Here is a 17,847-nt window from a genome sequence, read left to right on the forward strand (position 1 = left end):
GCGCGGGGCTTCGGACCCCGCGCGGCTTTCGCGCGAAAAACGGTGCCGGATCGAGTTCGATCGACCCGGGCCGCCGGCAAGGTGCCCGGCGAACGCCCGACTCAATAGTGCTCGCCGACGCGCACGATCTTCAGCGTGTTGGTGCCGCCCGCCTGACCCATCGGTTCGCCGACGGTCAGCACGACCATGTCGCCGTGCTGCACGTAGCCCTGCTTGACGACGAGCTCGAGCGCCGCCTGCAGCGCCGAGTCGCGGTCGCTGTTGAAGTCGACGTGCAGCGGCGTCACGTTGCGGTACAGCGCCATCGTGCGCTCGCTGCCGACGCGCGGCGTCAGCGCGAAGATCGGCACGTGCGTGTAGTGACGCGACATCCACAGCGCGGTCGCGCCCGATTCGGTCAGCGCGATGATCGCCTTCGCGCCCAGGTGGTATGCGGTGAACAGCGCGCCCATCGCGATCGACTGGTCGATCCGCGTGAACGTGCGGTCGAGGAAATCCTTGTCCAGCTCGACGTGTTCCGACTTTTCCGCCTCGACGCACACGGCCGCCATCGTCTCGATCGTGACGACCGGGTACTTGCCGGCGGCCGTCTCGGCCGACAGCATCACCGCGTCGGTGCCGTCGAGCACCGCGTTCGCGACGTCCGACACTTCCGCGCGGGTCGGCACCGGCGCGTAGATCATCGATTCCATCATCTGCGTCGCGGTGATCACGAGCTTGTTCGACTCGCGCGCCATCCGGATCATCCGCTTCTGCAGCGCCGGCACGGCCGCGTTGCCGACTTCCACCGCGAGGTCGCCGCGCGCGACCATGATGCCGTCGGACGCGTCGAGGATGCTCTGCAGCGCCGGAATCGCCTCCGCGCGCTCGATCTTCGCGATCATCTTCGGCTTGATGCCGTACGGCGCGCCCGCGATGTTCGCGAGCTGGCGCGCCATTTCCATGTCGGTCGCATTCTTCGGGAACGACACCGCCACCAGGTCCGCGCCGAGCGACATCGCGGTGCGGATGTCCTCCATGTCCTTCGCGGTCAGCGCGGGTGCCGACAGCCCGCCGCCCTGGCGGTTGATCCCCTTGTTGTTCGACAGCTCGCCGCCCACCTTGACGATCGTGTGGATCTCGTCGCCGAGCACGCGCTCGACGGTCAGCACGATCAGGCCGTCGTTCAGCAGCAGCAGGTCGCCCGGCTTCAGGTCGCGCGGCAGTTCCTTGTAGTCGAGGCCGACCCGCTCGTCGTTGCCGAGCTCGCAGGCCGCGTCGAGGATGAACGGCTGGCCGGGCGAGAGCGTCGTCTTGCCGTTCTCGAACTTGCCGACGCGGATCTTCGGGCCCTGGAGGTCGGCCATGATCGCGATCTCGCGGCCAACCTTGCGGGCGGCCTCGCGCACCATCTCGGCGCGCTGGCGGTGATCGTCGGCCGTGCCGTGCGAAAAATTGAGCCGCACGACGTCGAGGCCCGCCTGCATCATCTGCAGCAGAATCTCCGGCGAACTGGAAGCCGGGCCGATCGTGGCGACTATCTTGGTGGCGCGCTGCATGAAACTCCTCATCTGGATCAAGGTGGATGCGCTGGGTGAAACGCTGCGAGAGCCGGACACGGCGGGCCCAGCGGCGGCCGTTCCGGAGGGCGTGCCGGTGCTTGCGCCCGGCATCGCTTTGTTCTGAATCTCGTGGTGCTGCATGGCCGCGTCGCCAGCGGCCGCCGGTGCGCGCGGGGTGGAGTTCGCCCGCGCGGGCGCGCGTTTGCGCTTGCCCGCGCCGGCCGGCTGCTCCGCTTTCGCGGAGCGCGCGGCCTTCGTCACCCCTGCGCGCGCCGCCACGCTCAGGCCGCCCGCGTTTCGAGCACTTCCACCGCCGGCAGCTTCTTCCCCTCGAGGAACTCGAGGAAGGCGCCGCCGCCTGTCGAGATGTAGCTGACCTGGTCGTGGATGCCGTACTTCGCGATGGCCGCGAGCGTGTCGCCGCCGCCCGCGATCGAGAACGCGGACGATTTGGCGATCGCTTCGGCGAGCGTCTTGGTGCCGTTGCCGAACTGGTCGAACTCGAACACGCCGACCGGGCCGTTCCACACGATCGTGCCGGCCTTCTCGAGCTGGCTCGCGAGCGCCTTGGCCGTATCGGGGCCGATGTCGAGGATCATGTCGTCCGCTTCGATGTCGGCGACCTGCTTCACCGTGGCCGCGGCCGTCGGCGAGAATTCCTTGGCCGTCACGACGTCGGTCGGGATCGGCACCGACGCGCCGCGCTCGCGCGCTTCATCGATGATCGCCTTCGCCTCGTTGACGAGGTCGGCTTCCGCGAGCGACTTGCCGATCGGCAGACCGGCCGCGAGCATGAACGTGTTCGCGATGCCGCCGCCGACGATCAGCTGATCGACCTTGCCGGCCAGCGACTTCAGGATCGTCAGCTTGGTCGACACCTTCGAGCCGGCGACGATCGCCACCAGCGGGCGGGCCGGGTTGCCGAGCGCCTTGCCGAGCGCGTCGAGTTCGGCGGCCAGCAGCGGGCCCGCGCACGCGACCGGCGCGTACTTCGCGATCCCGTGCGTGGTCGCTTCCGCGCGGTGCGCGGTGCCGAACGCGTCGTTCACGTACACGTCGCAGAGCTTCGCCATCTTTTGCGCGAGCTCGTCCGAATTCTTCTTCTCGCCCTTGTTCACGCGGCAGTTCTCGAGCAGCACGACCTGGCCCGGTGCGACGTTCACGCCGTTCTCGACCCAGTTCGACACGAGCGGCACGTCGCGGCCGAGCAGCTCGGCGAGGCGCTTCGCGACCGGCGCGAGCGAATCTTCCGGCTTGAATTCGCCTTCGGTCGGACGGCCGAGGTGCGACGTGACCATCACGGCCGCGCCGGCGTCGAGCGCGGCCTGGATGGCCGGCACGGACGCGCGCACGCGCGTGTCCTCGGTGATGTTGCCGTGATCGTCCTGCGGGACGTTCAGGTCGGCGCGGATGAACACCCGCTTGCCGGCGAGCTGGCCGGCGGCGATCAGGTCGGTAAGACGCTTGACTTGGCTCATGTTGAACAGATTGAAGTAGTGGATGGGGAAAGGGGGTTCACGCTGGACGTGCGCGGGCTGCCGCGAAAGGGCGCCGGATGCGGCCGTGGCTGGCGGTTCGCATGACGCGCACGGGTAAAAAATCTCGAACGGGCATTCTAGCCGATCCACCCGGCAGACTGACCCGTGCGGCGGCGAATTCCGCCTATTTGGGATCGCGCGCGACAGCGGCTCCATTGCCGCAGCGCAGCAATTCACGCGCGCGAGTGGCCGGCGCCCGGCGGGCCGGAACGGCGGCCCATCAGAAAATCACGCGCAGCGCGGTGAACACGAGCATCCCGACGACGATCGTGCCGAGCATGCTGCGCCGCCATAAAAACCAGCCGAGGCCGGCGAGCGCCGCGTAGAACGGATGGTTGGACAGCGCGAACGACAGCCCGGCCGGCGTTTCGAGCACGTCGGGCAGCACGACGGCGACGAGCGCGGCCGCCGGCGCGTAGCGCAGCGCGCGCTGCACGCGTTCGGGCAGCACGGTGCGCTCGCCGCCGATCAGGAACAGCGCGCGCGTGACGGCCGTGACGATCGTCATCCCGACGATGACGATCCAGATCTCGGTCGCGCTCATTCGACCTCCTTCTCGTGCACGGTTTCGGTACGGATGCGCCGCCAGTCGGCCCGTTCGACGAAGAAATCGGCCATGCTGCCGGCCGCGAGCGCGGCGAGCACCGCGAGCGGCAGCGCGAGCCGGTACGGCAGGTCGAACGCGACGAGCGACACGATGCCCGCGACCGCGACGGCCGCGAGCGTCGAGCGGTTCGCGACCGCCGACACCATGATCGGGATCAGCGCGAGCGTGCCGGCCAGTTCCAGCCCCCAGCTCGCGGGAAAGAAGCTCGCCAGCAGGATGCCCGCCAGCGACGACACCTGCCACGATGCCCAGCTCGCGAGCGCCATCCCCCAGAAATACGCTTCCTTGCCCGGCACGTGGCCGTTCGCGAAACCCTGTTTCTGGAACAGCAGGTAGATCACGTCGCCGTTGAAATAGCCTATCGCGAGGCGCCGCCACAGCGGCAGGTAGGAAAAATGGGGAGCAAGCCCGGCGCTGAAGATCACGAAGCGCGTGTTGACCATCGCGGCCGTGAGCAGCACGGTCCAGATCGGCAGCTTCGCGGCGAGGAGCGGCAGTACCGCGAGCTGCGACGAGCCCGCGTAGACGAGCAGCGACATCGCGCTCGCCTGCCCGAGCGTCATCACCGACTTGCTCATCGCGATGCCGGTGACGAGCCCCCAGGACAGGATCGCCATCAGTGTCGGGGAATAGTCGCGCGCGCCCTGGATCAGCGCGAAGCGGTCGGTGGCGGACAATCGAGCGAGCATGGAAAAGCGGGCCGCAGCGGGCGGTTCGTCGGGACGCCGGCGCCTCCTGCCGGCACGACCCGTCGTTATTGGAATCGGTGCCGGACGATTATAGCGCCGGCCCGGCGCCGGCCGACCGGATCGTCGCCAAATGACGCTAAAATAAGCGTCTTTCCGGCTCAACGCTGCATACAACCGCATCCCAGGAGAATCCTATGTCAATGGCCGACCGCGACGGCAAGATCTGGATGGACGGCAAGCTGATCGACTGGCGCGACGCCAAGATCCACGTCCTGACCCATACGCTGCACTACGGCATGGGCGTCTTCGAGGGCGTGCGCGCGTACCAGACGGCCGACGGCAGCACCGCGATCTTCCGCCTGCGCGAGCACACGAAACGTCTGCTGAATTCGGCGAAGATCTTCCAGATGGACGTGCCGTTCGACCGGGAAACGCTCGAAGCCGCGCAACTCGAAGTCGTGCGCGAGAACAAGCTCGAATCGTGCTACCTGCGCCCGATCATCTGGGTCGGCTCGGAAAAGCTCGGCGTGTCGGCGAAGGGCAACACGATCCACGTCGCGATCGCCGCATGGCCGTGGGGCGCGTACCTCGGCGAGGAAGGCCTCGCGAAGGGTATCCGCGTGAAGACGTCGTCGTTCACGCGCCACCACGTGAACGTGTCGATGGTGCGCGCGAAGGCGTCGGGCTGGTACGTGAACTCGATCCTGGCGAACCAGGAAGCGACGGCCGACGGCTACGACGAAGCGCTGCTGCTCGACGTCGACGGCTATGTGTCGGAAGGCTCCGGCGAGAACTTCTTCCTGGTCAACAACGGCAAGCTGTACACGCCCGACCTGTCGTCTTGCCTCGACGGCATCACGCGCGACACGGTCATCACGCTCGCGAAGGATGCCGGCATCGAGGTGATCGAGAAGCGCATCACGCGCGACGAGGTCTACACGGCCGACGAAGCGTTCTTCACCGGTACGGCCGCCGAAGTCACGCCGATCCGCGAGCTCGACAACCGCACGATCGGCAGCGGCGCGCGCGGCCCCGTCACGGAAAAGCTCCAGTCGGCGTTTTTCGATATCGTGTCGGGCAAGAACGCGAAGTACGCGCACTGGCTGACGAAGGTCTGAGCGCGCCGCGCCACCGACCGCCCCACAAAAGAGTGATAAGAGAAAGTCCCATGAGTGAAATCAAGGAAATGCCGCTGGTCGAGCTGACGGCCAAGGATCTTCCCGCCTACTGCCCGAACCCGGCCATGGCGCGCTGGAGCGCGCATCCGCGCGTGTTCATCGACGTCTCGCACGGCGAGGCGCGCTGCCCGTACTGCGGCACGCGCTACAAGCTGCGCGACGGCGAGGTCGTCAAGGGCCACTGAGCCCGGGCGGACGGGCCCGCGGGGCCGCCGCTCGCGAGGCGGCGCAGCCGGATGCCCGGCGCGCCGCCCTTCCCCATTCTGGCAACCCGAACGCGGCGCCCGCGCGCCGTGCTTCATTACGACATCGGAAGTCCACCTGATGCGTCGAGCGCTGGTTATCGCACCGAACTGGATCGGTGACGCATTGATGGCGCAGCCGCTCTTTGCGCTGCTGAAGAAGCTCCATCCCCGCATCGCGATCGATGCGGTCGCGCCCTCGTGGGTCGCGCCCGTGCTCGAGCGGATGCCCGAGATCCACGATGTCTACGCGACCGATCTCGCGCACGGCAAGCTGCAGCTGCTGCGCCGCTGGCAGCTCGCGAGCGACCTGCGCGACGTCGGCTACGACGCGGCGTACGTGCTGCCGAATTCGCTGAAGTCCGCGGTGATCCCGTGGCTCGCGAACATCCCGCTGCGGATCGGCTATACGGGCGAGCACCGCTACGGGCTGTTGAACGTGCGGCACGCGAATCCCGACAAGTCGGGCGAGCGGCCGCCGATGACGACCCACTACGCGGCGCTCGCGTACGCGCCGGGCGCGAAGCTGCCCGAATCGATGAAGACGCTGCCCGCGCCGCGCCTCGACGCCGACCTGAACGAAACGGCGCGCGTGTCCGCACGTTTCAATCTCGATACACGCAAGCCGCTCGTCGTGTTCTGCCCGGGCGCCGAATACGGCCCGGCCAAGCGCTGGCCGCCCGAGCACTTCGCGTCGCTCGCGACGATCGTGCACCAGTCGTTCCCGTATACGCAGATCGTCGCGCTCGGCTCGCAGAAGGACGCCGCCGCCGCGCAGGCGATCGCCGACCACGCGCCGAACGTGCGCAACCTGTGCGGGCAAACGTCGCTGTCCGAGGCGTGCGCGCTGATCGCGCGTGCGAACGCGGTCGTCACCAACGATTCGGGGCTGATGCACGTCGCCGCCGCGCTGCGCCGGCCGCTCGTCGCGCTGTACGGATCGACCGATCCGCGCCACACCCCTCCGCTGTCGGACCTGGCGAAGGTACAATGGCTGCATCTCGAATGCAGTCCCTGCTTCGAACGCGAGTGCCCGCTCGGCCACCTGAAGTGCCTGCGCGAACTCGGTCCCGAGCAGGTATTCGGCGATTTGCGCGGCATGCTCGTCGGGCAACGCTGACCCTGGCCGGCAGCGTCGCACGGCGCGCCGGGCAATCCGATTCACCGGTGTGCGGCGGCCCCATCCGGGCCGCCGTGCTGAATACGGCGCGCGACGCGCGCGAGAGACAACCCCGATGCCACGTTTTGCCCGCCTCTTCGAAGCCGCTGCCGATACGCTGAACGCCTACTACCAGGCCGTCGCCGATGCCAATCTCGACGCGCTGCTGGCGTTGTGGATCGACGAGGATTTCGCCAGCTGCGTGTGGGCGGACGGCGAGCATCTGCACGGCCTCGACCAGATCCGCAGCGGGCTCGCCAACCGGCTCGCGACGCGCCCGGTGACGATCGAACCGCTCGACATCCGCGTCTACGACAGCCTCGGCACGGTGGTCTACACGATCGCCGAAGCGCATCAGCAGGCCGACCTGACGGCCGAACCCGACATGGTTTTCGCCACGTACGTGATGATCCACGAACGCGGCGAGTGGCGCATCGCGCACATCCACGCGAGCCCGATTCCCGAACAAGCGGCCGGGCAGTTCGCCGCGAAGATCCGTCATGGGCAGGGCCCGCTGCACTGACGAAAAGACGAAGCAACGCATACGCGGGGCGATCATGAGTACGGCTTCTCCGCCCACCTCGCCGCTCGCCGGGGCCCCGGCCCCGGACGACGACACACTGCGCTATCGCGCACCGCGCTGGCTGCCGAACAGCCATGCGCAAACCATCGTGCCCGCGCTGTTCGCGCGACGACCGGCCGTCGCCTACCGACGAGAGCGATGGGAAACCCCCGATCACGACTTCATCGATCTCGACTGGGTCGCCCATCTCGACAGTGCGGCGCCGCCGCCCGATGCGCCGCTGTTCGTGCTGTTCCACGGCCTCGAAGGCAGTTCCGGCTCGCACTACGCGCTCGAGATGATGGCCGCCGCGCGCGCGAAGGGCTGGCACGCCGTCGTGCCGCACTTTCGCAGTTGCAGCGGCGAGATCAACCGCCAGCCGCGCTTCTACCATCTCGCCGATAGCGCCGAGGTCGACTGGATCCTGCGCCGACTCGCCGCGCAGCATCGCGGGCCGCTGGTCGCGGCCGGCGTGTCGCTCGGCGGCAACGTGCTGCTGCACTGGCTCGGCGAGCATCGCAGCGACACGTCGATCCTGCGGGCGGCCGCCGCGATCTCGACGCCGATCGACGTGCATGCGGGCGGCCGCGCGCTGTCGCAGGGGTTCGCGATGATCTATACGCGCAGCTTCCTGAAGACGCTCAAGCGCAAGGCGCTCGCGAAGCTCGACCAGTATCCGGGGTTGTTCGACCGCGACGCGATGCTGGAGGCCGTGACGATGCGCGACTTCGACGAGGCGGTGACCGCGCCGCTGCACGGTTTCGCAAACGCCGACGACTACTGGACGAAGGCGACGACGCGGCCGCTGCTGCCCGCGATCGACGTGCCGACGCTGATCCTCAACGCCCGCAACGACCCGTTCCTGCCCGAATCGGCACTGCCGGGCCCGGCCGACGTATCGCCGGCCGTCGAGCTCGACCAGCCCGAGGCCGGCGGGCACGCGGGATTCATGACCGGGCCGTTCCCCGGCCGTCTCGACTGGCTGTCGGCGCGCGTGTTCGGCTATTGCTCGAAATTCGTCGACCATGGATGACATCGTCAGGCAGGCGCTCGCCAAATGGCCGAACGTGCCGCACTGCACCGGCTGGCTGCTGCTCGACCGGCGCGGCGAATGGCGGCTGCGCGACGACGCGGCGCAGGCGGCCGGCGAGCTCGGCTCGCCGATCCGGCATGCGGCGCTGAACGCGTTCATCGGCCGCAACTACGAATGCGACGCGCGGGGCCGGTGGTTCTTCCAGAACGGGCCGCAGCGCGTATACGTCGAGCTCGCCTATACGCCGTGGGTCGTCCGGCTCGCCGAGCGCGACGGACAGCTCACGCTCACCGACCAGACGGGCGCCGCGTTCGAACCGGACGAAGCATGGCTCGACGATGGGGGCGGCGTGCTGTTTCGCGACGCAGGCGCGCCGCCGCGCATCGCGGCGCTGCACGACCACGATCTCGGGCTGTTCGCCGATCATGCGGATTTCGACGCCGCGCCGCCCGTGCTGCGCTGGCGTGACGGCCGCGCGCTGCCGCTCGGCACCATCGTCTGCGCGGACGTGCCCGCGCGGTTCGGCTACGTCGCGAGTCCGGCGCGACAGGCACGCGACGCGGCCGACAACGGCAACTGACCCGCACCCGCCCTTCCCGCGTTCGCCGCGCGCCGGCCGCTACCCGCGGCCGTTCTTCTCGTCGTCGCGCTCTTCCTTGTAGCGCGCCTCGAATTCCAGCAGCCGCGCGCCGATGATCGACTGCTCGTAGAACGACACGTCCTTCGCATCGCGCGCTTCCTTCAACTGGCGGATCGCCGACGGCCATGCGCCATCGAGTGCAAGTTTCTCCGCGAGCGCGCGGCGCCGCGCGAGCACGTCGCCCTTGCCGTCGCTCGCCTTCGCGAGGTAGTCCCACCAGTCCGGCTGCTCGGGATCGGCCTGCGCCTGCGCGCGTGCGAGCGCCTGCGCCTCGGCGAAGCGGCGCGCGGCGATCAGCGCCTGCAGGTGCGCGACGATCGCCGCGTGCGACGCCGGCCAGCGCCGCTGCGCGAGCGCCGCGAGCCGCACCGCGTCGTCGGTCCGGCCCGCACGGCGCGCGATGTCGGCGGCCAGCACGTCGAGGCTCGGCGAACTCGTCGCCGGGTCGTCCTCGCGCCGCTCGCGCGCATCGAACGCGCCGCGCGCCGAAGCGAGCGCCTTGTCCGCCGCGTCGTACTGGCCGAGCAGCATGTTCGCGAGCGCGATGCCGTACCAGTTCGCCGCGACGTTCGGCGCCGTGCGATCGTCGATCTCGAGCTGCATCCGGCGCGCCTCGGCCGAGATGTCGGTCGGCGCGCGGTTCTGCAGGACGCGCAGCCGCGCACGCACGAATCCGTACTCGGCCGACTGGCGCGGCTGCCGGTACGGCGCGCGGCGCGCGCGATCCTCCATGTCGGCGATCCGCTCGCCGGTCAGCGGGTGCGTGCGCGCATAGGCCGGCACGCCCGCATCGCCCATCGACGCGCGTTCGAGCCGCTCGAAGAAACCCGGCATCCCGTACGGGTCGTAGCCCGCGCCCGCGAGCAGCTGGAAGCCGACACGATCGGCCTCGCGCTCGGCCGAACGCGAGAAGCGCAACTGGTTGTCCACCGCATACGCCTGCCCGCCCATTGCGATTGCGCTGCCGAGATCGCCGCTTCTCGCGAGCACGCCGGCCAGCACGCCGAGCAGCATCGTCGCGAGCGCCGTGTAGCCGCTCTTTTCGCTCGCGCCGATCATCCGCGCGATGTGCCGCTGCAGCACGTGGCCCATCTCGTGGCCGACCACCGACGCGAGCTCCGATTCCGTCTGCGTCGTGACCACGAGCCCGCTGTTGATCCCGATGAAGCCGCCCGGCATCGAGAACGCGTTGATCTGCGGATCGCGCACCGGGAACAGGTCGAAGTCCGGCGTGTAGCCGCCGATGTAGCGCGCGGCCGCCGCGGCCGCGAGGCGCGCCGCCATCCCGTTCAGGTAGTCGCGTACTAGCCAGTCGTCGAGATAATCGGGATCGCGCCGCACTTCGCGCATCACGCGCTCGCCGAGCCGGCGCTCGGCGCGCGGCGTCAGCGAACCGCCGGAGCCGTCGCCGAGATCGGGCAGCTCGAGTGCGCGCAGCGGCGCGCGCAGGCTCGCGGCCGGCGCCGACGCGCCGCCCGCGCCCGAAAACCGGCTCTCCGCGCCGCCGTACGTGCCGAATACGCCGGTCGCGATGCCGGACGGCACGGTGGAAATCGACGAGGAGCCGCCGGCCGCCGGCTCGAGCGGCGGCGTGGATGCGCTCTGCGCATGGCCGCTCGGCGGCAACGCGAGCGCCGCCGACAGCGACACGGCAAGCAACTGTTTGACACGCATGGCAGGATGAAAACGACGCCGTCCCGCGCGCCGGGCGCGCATCGCGGCGTTTGGTCTGAATATTCGGGTCATTGTACCGGCGCATGCGCGACTGTCTCGTGCCGCGCATGCGTCATCTGCGCCCCCGGCGACGCGAACGCCGCTGCTATGATAAGCGCCCGTTGAGACGGAGCAAGACATGTCAGGACTCACCCATTTCGATGCCGCCGGCCATGCGCACATGGTCGACGTCGGCGGCAAGCAGGAAACCCGACGCATCGCGATCGCGCGCGGCACGATCCGGATGCTGCCGGCCACGTTCGCGCTGATCCGCGACGGCAAGGCGAAGAAAGGCGACGTGCTCGGCGTCGCGCGCATCGCGGCCATCCAGGGCGCGAAGCGCACGGCCGACCTCATTCCGCTGTGCCACCCGCTCGCGCTGACGCGCGTGGCCGTCGACTTCGAACTCGACGATGCGCTGCCGGGCGTCCACTGCGGCGTGCAGGTCGAGACGTTCGGCCGGACCGGCGTCGAGATGGAAGCGCTGACCGCCGTGCAGGTCGGGTTGCTGACCGTCTACGACATGTGCAAGGCCGTCGATCGCGGGATGGTGATCACCGACGTGAGCGTGCGGGAGAAGCGCGGCGGGAAGTCGGGGGACTGGAAGGCCGAAGACGCGGCGGGTTGAAGCCAGGGCGCCGCCGCCCGCCTGCAAATTCGAGATAAAACCGGTTTTCTCATACAATTACCGGATTCCGCACGAGAGAGCGTGCGAACCCGCACAAAAAAAAGCGAGCACTGGTGATGAATTCGCAAGCGTTAAGAAGCGCATTGCTGGCCGGACCGGTTCAGCACGAGCGGCTTGTCAAACTGGATACGCCGCTCGGCCCCGACGTCCTGCTGCCGCATCGCGTCAAGGGACGATCGCGGCTCGGGCGCCATTTCGAGTTCACCGTCGATACCGTCTCGGTATCCGACAACCTCGAACTCAAGAAACTGATCGCGCAGCCGGTGACGCTGTGGATCCAGCAGAGTGACCGGTCGTACGCGCCTCACCACGGCTACGTGCATGCCGCCCGCCGGCTCGGATCGGACAGCGGCGTCACGCACTATCAGATCGTGTTCGCGTCGTTCCTGCACTTCCTGAAGTTCCGTCGCGATCAGCGCATCTGGCAGGACCGGTCCGCGGACGACATCATCGCCGACGTGCTGAACCAGCACCCGCAGGCCAAGGGGCGCTTCACTTTCAAGCTCTACCAGCCGCTGCCGTCCCGCTCGTTCTGCATGCAATACGAAGACGACTGGAATTTCGTGCATCGCCTGATGGAATCGGAAGGCCTGTACGGCTTCTGGGAACAGAACGAGGACGGCAAGTCGCATCGGCTCGTCATCGTCGACCGCATCGACGCGTTGCCCGCGCTGTCGCCGCGAACCGTGCGCTTTCATCACGCAGGCACGGGCGACGAAGCCGACACGCTCGTCCAGTTCTCCGGTACGCGTACGCTGCGAAGCGTCGAGCGCACCACGCGCACGTTCGACTACAAGCAGCCGCCCACCGCGTCGAATCCGAAAGCGACCCATACGCCGACGATCGCGAACCAGGGCGACCTGCCGCAGCAGCTCGAAGTCTACGAATACACGGGCGCCTACACGTATCCCGAGCAGTCTCGCGGCGACCATCTGTCGAAGATCTGGATGGAGGAGCAGGAGTCTCATGCGAAGCGCTTTCACGGCGTCGGCGGCGTGCGACGCATGGACGCGGGACGCACGTTCGAGTTCGCGGATCACCCCGAACACGACAAGGACGATGCCGGCCAGCGCGAATTCGCCGTGATCGAGACCGCATGGATCATCGTCAACAACCTGCCCGTCGGCGGCGAGCAGGCCGCCTTCCCGCACAGCCTGCAGGCCGAGATCGGCAGCATCGTGCAGGCCGGTGGCGCCGACTCGTCGCGCGTTCGCCATCCTGACGGCAGCGAGGGCTTTTTCCGGATCAGCATCGAAGCGCAGCGCACGACCGTGCCGTTCCGCAGCCCGCTCGAACACGCGAAACCGCCGATGCACCTGCAATCGGCGATCGTCGTCGCACCGCAAGGCGAGGAAGTCCATACCGACGAACTCAACCGGGTCAAGGTCCGCTTCCATTGGGACCGCCTCAACGACGGCGACGAGAAAGCATCGTGCTGGCTGCGTGCCGCGACGTCGGATTCGGGCAACGGCTACGGCGCCGTCCACCCGCACCGCAGCGGCGAGGAGGTGCTGGTCGATTTCCTCGGCGGCGACTGCGATCGCCCGATCATCGTCGGCAAGCTGTACAACGGCGCGACGAGCCCGCAGTGGCACACCAACGGGATCCTGTCCGGATACCGGTCCAAGGAATACGCAGGCGCCGGCTACAACCAGCTGGTGCTCGACGACGCGACCTCGCAGAACCGCGTGCATCTGTACAGCAGCCAGACCAACGCACACCTGCATCTCGGCTACCTGATCGACCACACGGGCAACAACCGCGGCAGCTATCTCGGCAGCGGCTTCGACCTGCGGTCCGACGCATACGGCGCCGTGCGCGCGAACCGCGGCCTGTACGTCACGACGCATCCGAAACGGCCGGCAAGCCAACCGCTCGACGTCGAGGAGACGCAACAGCAACTCGTTCGCGCGGAAGGCCTGATGGAGGCGATGTCGGATGTCAGCGCACAACATCAAGGCGAGTCGCTCGACCCCGGCCACGCGGCGCTGAAGCAGTTCACCGACGCGACGCAAAACAGCGTGAGCGGCAGTGCATCGGGCGGCCGAACCGCCGGCGGCGGAACCGGCAGCGCCAATGCGTTCAAGGAGCCGGTGATGCTGTTCGGCAGCCCGGCCGGCATCGGGATGTCCACGCAGCAGTCCACGCAGCTTGCCGCGGACCGTCACATCAACCTCGTCAGCGGGCAAAGCACGCACGTCGCCGCCGGAAAGTCGCTGATCGCGAGCGTCCTCGACCGGATCAGCCTGTTCGCGCAGAACGCGGGGATGAAACTGTTCGCGGGCAAGGGCAAGGTCGAAGTCCAGGCGCACGCGGACAACATCGAGCTGACCGCACAGAAGGCGCTGAAGCTGATGGCGGTCACCGAGTCGATCGAAGGCGCCGCGGCGAAGGAAATCCTGCTGACGTCCGGCGGCGCCTACATCCGCATCGCGGACGGCAACATCGAAGTGCACGCGCCCGGCAAGATCGACATCAAGGGTGCGCAGCATGCGTTCAGCGGCCCCACGCACCTGTCGCAAACCATGCCGACGCTGCCGAACTCGACCGGCAACTACGATCAGGCGTTCATCGCGCACTGGGCCGGCACCGACATCCCGGTCGCAAACACGCGGTACCAGATGTTCTCGAACGGCAAGCTGCTCTCGGAAGGCGTCACCAACGCGGCGGGAGAGACGGGGCTTACACAGAGCCATGTACCGCATGACGTCGTCGTCAAGTTTCTAGGGAAATCGAATGGCTGACGGACAACAGGAAAAGGTGCTCGGCACCGGCTCGGGGATGCTGACGCCGACGGGGTACAAGGATCGGCCGAAGGTGGAGATCAATATCTGCGACAAGCATGTCACGCCGGCCGCCGATTCTGTAATCGGCACGTGCACGTTCTACTACCAACCACTTCACGGCGAGTATTGGGAGACGGTCGAGAAGGTCAGCATGTCGAGCGCATGGGCGACCGTCAAGAAATTCGCCACGTCATGGGATCCTTGGAAAGACAAGAAAGTCGTGCATGAACTGCTGCATCGCCGGGAGAATCTGATCAAACCGGAAAGCACCGATTCCGACTGGTCACGCCATGGCAATTTCATGATGCGTCATATCGGATGCGGACATAAACCTCCCGATTACTATGTCAGCTACGGCTATTACTATTGCTCGGATTATGGCGCAAACCTCTACCCGCACCTCACCGAAAGAGGGCAAGCCTGGCTTCGGAATGCCAGGTGGTGGCTGCAAAAGTACATCGAGTTGGGACTCCAGCAGAACATGAAACGCGGGAAAATCTCGCTGGTGGGTTTGAAGCAGGAATACGGCGACTGCCAAATGACGGTGCCACAGTTCGAACTGGAAGTGGAAAACAACGGCGAAACGTTCAAAACGTTCGCCTTCAAGACACACCCGCTGGCTTATTTGAATGGTGGATTAGCCAACCTTCCCGTTCGGGATCTCGTGAAAATCGGTATGCGGCCGAACCTTCAAGAATGGGGAGACGGACGGACGCGCGACCAGGCGGTGGACGCAGGAGTCCCCGTTGCCAAACAGAAAATACGCGATTGGGCCGCGTATGTGATGGAAAACGGAGCCGATCCGGACGAGCAAGCCGGCCGCGCGCTGGGAAGACTGCTGACTAAATGACATGGCAAAGCACAAGCGCTGGAAATGGGTCGCCGGAGGCCTCGTTGCCCTGGCCATTGCAACATATGGATACGTAAATATGACGACGGGCTGGGAGACTATTTCGACAAGCTTCATGCGGGATGACGCCCCGTATGGCGGCGGCAACTTCCGCATCAACGGAAATGAGGTAATGAGCGTGAAGCTCGCCCACCCCGAAGTCACGTTCAAACCTGCATCCGAATTGAAGGATCCGCAGCGGGCCGAGCCGACGGAAGCGTGGATGAACGATACAAGCGAATTGCTAAACCGGATGACAGTCAACTTCTATCGGGGAACCATAGACGGTGGCATGCGCAGACATTTTCAGCAACCCGGTCAGGATTCGACATGGTGGTACTCGAAGGATTGGAGTACCCAGTTCATCAGTACGTTGTGGATCGACTACAAGGCTCCGAACGGCCCAGACGGTTTCGCGCCACAAGTCACCAAATTATGGAAGTCGGTTGACGGTGGCCAAACGTGGTCGCAAGTTAAGTGGCCCGAGAACCAGGACATCGGCCGCTTGCTGTTTCTCGATCCGCAGCGCGGCTACGCCGTCGGCGGCGGACCGCACGTATGGCGCACCTCGGATGGCGGAAATACGTGGCAAGCAATCGAAGTACCCGTCCCTGCACACGATGTAGGCAAACCGCGCAAGGACTTCAGTGCAGTCAACCTTGGGCCGGACGGCGTCTTGCGCGTCGTCTATTACGTCGGTCGAACCGCTCAATCGCCGGCAGTGAGCATCGTCGATCGGCTCGACTGGGAACAGCGGACCTTTGTGCATGACACCACGCTGCCGAATCAAGTTGTCCTCGCCATAGACGCCACACCGGTGTCTGCCGAGCGTTACTCGCTGTATACGGTATCCCTTCTGGATAGCCCCCAGGATGCCGAGAGCACGCATGGCAACAACCGCCGCACCGGAGCAATTTCAACTTGGGCGAATGGACATCCTGAGTCCGTACAGCAACTGCACACGTTCGACGGAAAGCTCCGGCTTGAAGATCTGAATGTCGGCCGTGACGGTGTCCTGCTCGTCCATGCGACCGACCCGAATACGGAGAACGGCGGCGGTGCACCGATCAATCTGACATTCAGCAGCACCGATGCAGGCAAAACCTGGAAGCAGGCGGTCAACAATCCCGATCAAGGTGGATATTTCGATCCGCAGACCAATACGCTCTACTCCCTATTTGCATACACGCTGAAGAAGCGAACGTTCTGACCGTCAACTCGGCCCCCAACCTCCTGACAGGCAGGGCGTCGCAAAGTACTCCACTACGAATAGGGCCATCTTCATGAACAAAGGGCTGACGTTCGCGACGCTCGTGCTATGTACCATCCCGTCCGTCACGTTCGCCGGCACCTGCCCCGCCGCCGACACCGCCGCACGCGCGGCAATCGACGCGCAGCACCGCGTGCAGCAGGTTCGCAATCCGCAAGGCGACGGTGGCGGCAACGTCGATGTTTCACCACCGCTGCGCGACGCGCTTCGCGCATACAAGCAGGCGCTCGTCGGCGCGATCGACGCACGGATCGCGTGCAGCGACGAACACGTCGACCCGGCTGCACTGAAACGCACGCTCGCGGCCGCGCTCGGCGTGCCCGCCCAGTCAGCCCAGTCGGCCCAGTCGGCCCAGTCGGCCCAGTCGGCAGCACCGAAAAACGGCGAATCGGCGTTCGGCCGCAATCCGGACGTCGACGTCGAACGCGGCGGCGCGCCCCGCCCGCTTCTGTTCGTGCGCGCCGGCTTCGACATCGCATGCGGCGACGACAACCTGCTCACCGCATACGCATGGGAAAACGGCGGCTGGCGGCGCGTGCTGCGCTGGCAGGCCGACGATTACAAGGACATCGGCGGCGCCTACGGCGGCGGCTTCCGGTTCTCGGTGCTGCCCGGCGGGCAGGTCGCGGTCGTCCACGGCACGCCGTGGTGCTCGTCGCGCTGGAGCCGGTTCGGCGCGGACGTGGTCGCACCGGCAAACGGCTCGACCGCGCAACGCACGCTGTTCCATACCGAACACGGCTACGTGATCGACGACGACGCGATCCGGTTCAAGGTGCGCCCCGACGGCTTCGAGCTGCGCACGACGGTCGGCTCGCTCGACAGCGAAGTCATGACTCGACCGGGCATCTTCCGCTACCGCGTCGACGGCGACACCGTGCAACGCGTGCAGCCCGCGGCGCTCAACGGCCGCGATTTCGTCGACGAATGGCTGAAGGTGGACGATGCGCTTGCGCGCGAATGGAGCGAGCCCGCCGCCGCAGCGGCCGCGCTGAAAGCCCGGCAGGCGTTCAACGCGGAAAGCAAGGCGCCCGATACCGGCTTCGCGTACGGCCCCGTGCGCGGCTGCTCGGACAGCAAGGAGCGCTTTCAGGTCGAACTGGATCTGACGGGCAAGAGCGGGGAAACGGCCGCGCGGCGCTATGCGCTGATTCGCCAGGAGCGCAACGGATTCACGATGCTCGGGCTGCGCAATTCGGCCGAACCGGCCTGCCGCGGCGCGAACCTGATGCCGCAGCACTGAACATCGGGCGCGCTCGGCGCAACGGCCGCGCGTATCGACTTTCGACGGCCGCGCGAAACGGTGCGGCCG

17 protein-coding genes are annotated in these 17,847 nt (G+C 66.9%); 12 read left to right on the forward strand and 5 right to left on the reverse strand.

Annotated features, from left to right (window positions below; genetic code table 11):
* Positions 1-101: 101 nt before the first annotated feature.
* Positions 102-1,538 (reverse strand): pyruvate kinase, encoded by a 1,437-nt coding sequence (pyk, locus tag FPJ27_RS32625; RefSeq protein ID WP_105390034.1) that lies wholly within the window; start codon positions 1,536-1,538, stop codon positions 102-104.
* Here pyk and FPJ27_RS36860 point away from each other — a divergent pair.
* Positions 1,537-1,665: a hypothetical protein gene (locus tag FPJ27_RS36860; RefSeq protein ID WP_258170483.1), complete on the forward strand. Its 129-nt coding sequence runs from the start codon at positions 1,537-1,539 to the stop codon at positions 1,663-1,665. The genes pyk and FPJ27_RS36860 overlap by 2 nt on opposite strands.
* A 157-nt stretch (positions 1,666-1,822) precedes the next feature.
* Here the strand turns inward: FPJ27_RS36860 and FPJ27_RS32630 are convergent, their stop codons facing one another.
* From FPJ27_RS32630 to FPJ27_RS32640, 3 genes are all read right to left on the reverse strand, one after another.
* The gene (locus FPJ27_RS32630; protein WP_072442751.1) at positions 1,823-3,019 is read right to left on the reverse strand and encodes a phosphoglycerate kinase; all 1,197 of its coding nucleotides are present in this window, start codon (positions 3,017-3,019) and stop codon (positions 1,823-1,825) included.
* Between the two features lie 280 nt (positions 3,020-3,299).
* The gene (locus FPJ27_RS32635; RefSeq protein ID WP_072442750.1) at positions 3,300-3,623 is read right to left on the reverse strand and encodes an AzlD domain-containing protein; all 324 of its coding nucleotides are present in this window, start codon (positions 3,621-3,623) and stop codon (positions 3,300-3,302) included.
* Positions 3,620-4,375: an AzlC family ABC transporter permease gene (locus FPJ27_RS32640; protein ID WP_204424374.1), complete on the reverse strand. Its 756-nt coding sequence runs from the start codon at positions 4,373-4,375 to the stop codon at positions 3,620-3,622. The genes FPJ27_RS32635 and FPJ27_RS32640 overlap by 4 nt, the downstream gene beginning before the upstream one ends.
* A 194-nt stretch (positions 4,376-4,569) precedes the next feature.
* Between FPJ27_RS32640 and FPJ27_RS32645 the strand changes: the two genes are divergently transcribed.
* The 6 genes from FPJ27_RS32645 (at position 4,570) to FPJ27_RS32670 (ending at position 9,129) form a co-directional block, all read left to right on the forward strand.
* Positions 4,570-5,493 (forward strand): branched-chain amino acid transaminase, encoded by a 924-nt coding sequence (locus FPJ27_RS32645; RefSeq protein WP_072442746.1) that lies wholly within the window; start codon positions 4,570-4,572, stop codon positions 5,491-5,493.
* 50 nt (positions 5,494-5,543) lie between these two features.
* Positions 5,544-5,738 carry a zinc-finger domain-containing protein gene (locus FPJ27_RS32650; protein WP_006749970.1) on the forward strand — a complete coding sequence of 65 codons (195 nt, stop codon included), beginning with the start codon at positions 5,544-5,546 and terminating at the stop codon, positions 5,736-5,738.
* Between the two features lie 139 nt (positions 5,739-5,877).
* Positions 5,878-6,915 (forward strand): lipopolysaccharide heptosyltransferase II, encoded by a 1,038-nt coding sequence (waaF, locus tag FPJ27_RS32655; protein ID WP_072442744.1) that lies wholly within the window; start codon positions 5,878-5,880, stop codon positions 6,913-6,915.
* 115 nt (positions 6,916-7,030) lie between these two features.
* Positions 7,031-7,477 carry a nuclear transport factor 2 family protein gene (locus tag FPJ27_RS32660; protein WP_034178922.1) on the forward strand — a complete coding sequence of 149 codons (447 nt, stop codon included), beginning with the start codon at positions 7,031-7,033 and terminating at the stop codon, positions 7,475-7,477.
* A 34-nt stretch (positions 7,478-7,511) separates the two neighbouring features.
* Positions 7,512-8,549: a hydrolase gene (locus FPJ27_RS32665; RefSeq protein WP_204424377.1), complete on the forward strand. Its 1,038-nt coding sequence runs from the start codon at positions 7,512-7,514 to the stop codon at positions 8,547-8,549.
* A complete protein-coding gene (locus FPJ27_RS32670; RefSeq protein ID WP_175961972.1) occupies positions 8,542-9,129 on the forward strand; it encodes a DUF2946 family protein in 588 nt (195 codons plus the stop codon). Before FPJ27_RS32665 ends, FPJ27_RS32670 begins: the two co-directional genes overlap by 8 nt.
* A 39-nt stretch (positions 9,130-9,168) precedes the next feature.
* Here FPJ27_RS32670 and FPJ27_RS32675 read toward each other — a convergent pair whose 3' ends face one another.
* Entirely contained in the window at positions 9,169-10,863 is a 1,695-nt protein-coding gene (locus tag FPJ27_RS32675) for a M48 family metalloprotease (protein WP_204424379.1), read from the reverse strand.
* Between the two features lie 178 nt (positions 10,864-11,041).
* Between FPJ27_RS32675 and moaC the strand changes: the two genes are divergently transcribed.
* From moaC to FPJ27_RS32700, 5 genes are all read left to right on the forward strand, one after another.
* Positions 11,042-11,530, forward strand: coding sequence for a cyclic pyranopterin monophosphate synthase MoaC (gene moaC, locus FPJ27_RS32680; RefSeq protein WP_034178925.1), 489 nt, complete (start codon positions 11,042-11,044; stop codon positions 11,528-11,530).
* 116 nt (positions 11,531-11,646) lie between these two features.
* On the forward strand, positions 11,647-14,334 hold the full coding sequence (locus FPJ27_RS32685) for a type VI secretion system tip protein VgrG (RefSeq protein WP_204424382.1): 2,688 nt from the start codon (positions 11,647-11,649) through the stop codon (positions 14,332-14,334).
* Positions 14,327-15,226 (forward strand): hypothetical protein, encoded by a 900-nt coding sequence (locus tag FPJ27_RS32690; protein WP_072442735.1) that lies wholly within the window; start codon positions 14,327-14,329, stop codon positions 15,224-15,226. The genes FPJ27_RS32685 and FPJ27_RS32690 overlap by 8 nt, the downstream gene beginning before the upstream one ends.
* A gap of 79 nt (positions 15,227-15,305) precedes the next feature.
* Complete coding sequence (locus tag FPJ27_RS32695; RefSeq protein ID WP_204426387.1) at positions 15,306-16,475, forward strand: glycosyl hydrolase; 1,170 nt, start codon at positions 15,306-15,308, stop codon at positions 16,473-16,475.
* Between the two features lie 73 nt (positions 16,476-16,548).
* Complete coding sequence (locus tag FPJ27_RS32700; protein ID WP_204424384.1) at positions 16,549-17,778, forward strand: hypothetical protein; 1,230 nt, start codon at positions 16,549-16,551, stop codon at positions 17,776-17,778.
* The last annotated feature ends 69 nt before the right edge of the window (positions 17,779-17,847 follow it).

Source organism: Burkholderia sp. MS455 (assembly GCF_016899445.1).
In the GTDB taxonomy this organism is placed as follows: domain Bacteria; phylum Pseudomonadota; class Gammaproteobacteria; order Burkholderiales; family Burkholderiaceae; genus Burkholderia; species Burkholderia pyrrocinia_C.

Excerpts from the sequence above, each read along its gene's own strand:
- FPJ27_RS36860 (WP_258170483.1), top strand. The coding sequence starts at position 1,537 with ATGAAACTCCTCATCTGGATCAAGGTGGATGCGCTGGGTGAAACGCTG.
- pyk (WP_105390034.1), bottom strand. The coding sequence starts at position 1,538 with ATGCAGCGCGCCACCAAGATAGTCGCCACGATCGGCCCGGCTTCCAGT.
- FPJ27_RS32630 (WP_072442751.1), bottom strand. The coding sequence starts at position 3,019 with ATGAGCCAAGTCAAGCGTCTTACCGACCTGATCGCCGCCGGCCAGCTC.
- FPJ27_RS32635 (WP_072442750.1), bottom strand. The coding sequence starts at position 3,623 with ATGAGCGCGACCGAGATCTGGATCGTCATCGTCGGGATGACGATCGTC.
- FPJ27_RS32640 (WP_204424374.1), bottom strand. The coding sequence starts at position 4,375 with ATGCTCGCTCGATTGTCCGCCACCGACCGCTTCGCGCTGATCCAGGGC.
- FPJ27_RS32645 (WP_072442746.1), top strand. The coding sequence starts at position 4,570 with ATGTCAATGGCCGACCGCGACGGCAAGATCTGGATGGACGGCAAGCTG.
- FPJ27_RS32650 (WP_006749970.1), top strand. The coding sequence starts at position 5,544 with ATGAGTGAAATCAAGGAAATGCCGCTGGTCGAGCTGACGGCCAAGGAT.
- waaF (WP_072442744.1), top strand. The coding sequence starts at position 5,878 with ATGCGTCGAGCGCTGGTTATCGCACCGAACTGGATCGGTGACGCATTG.
- FPJ27_RS32660 (WP_034178922.1), top strand. The coding sequence starts at position 7,031 with ATGCCACGTTTTGCCCGCCTCTTCGAAGCCGCTGCCGATACGCTGAAC.
- FPJ27_RS32665 (WP_204424377.1), top strand. The coding sequence starts at position 7,512 with ATGAGTACGGCTTCTCCGCCCACCTCGCCGCTCGCCGGGGCCCCGGCC.
- FPJ27_RS32670 (WP_175961972.1), top strand. The coding sequence starts at position 8,542 with ATGGATGACATCGTCAGGCAGGCGCTCGCCAAATGGCCGAACGTGCCG.
- FPJ27_RS32675 (WP_204424379.1), bottom strand. The coding sequence starts at position 10,863 with ATGCGTGTCAAACAGTTGCTTGCCGTGTCGCTGTCGGCGGCGCTCGCG.
- moaC (WP_034178925.1), top strand. The coding sequence starts at position 11,042 with ATGTCAGGACTCACCCATTTCGATGCCGCCGGCCATGCGCACATGGTC.
- FPJ27_RS32685 (WP_204424382.1), top strand. The coding sequence starts at position 11,647 with ATGAATTCGCAAGCGTTAAGAAGCGCATTGCTGGCCGGACCGGTTCAG.
- FPJ27_RS32690 (WP_072442735.1), top strand. The coding sequence starts at position 14,327 with ATGGCTGACGGACAACAGGAAAAGGTGCTCGGCACCGGCTCGGGGATG.
- FPJ27_RS32695 (WP_204426387.1), top strand. The coding sequence starts at position 15,306 with ATGACGACGGGCTGGGAGACTATTTCGACAAGCTTCATGCGGGATGAC.
- FPJ27_RS32700 (WP_204424384.1), top strand. The coding sequence starts at position 16,549 with ATGAACAAAGGGCTGACGTTCGCGACGCTCGTGCTATGTACCATCCCG.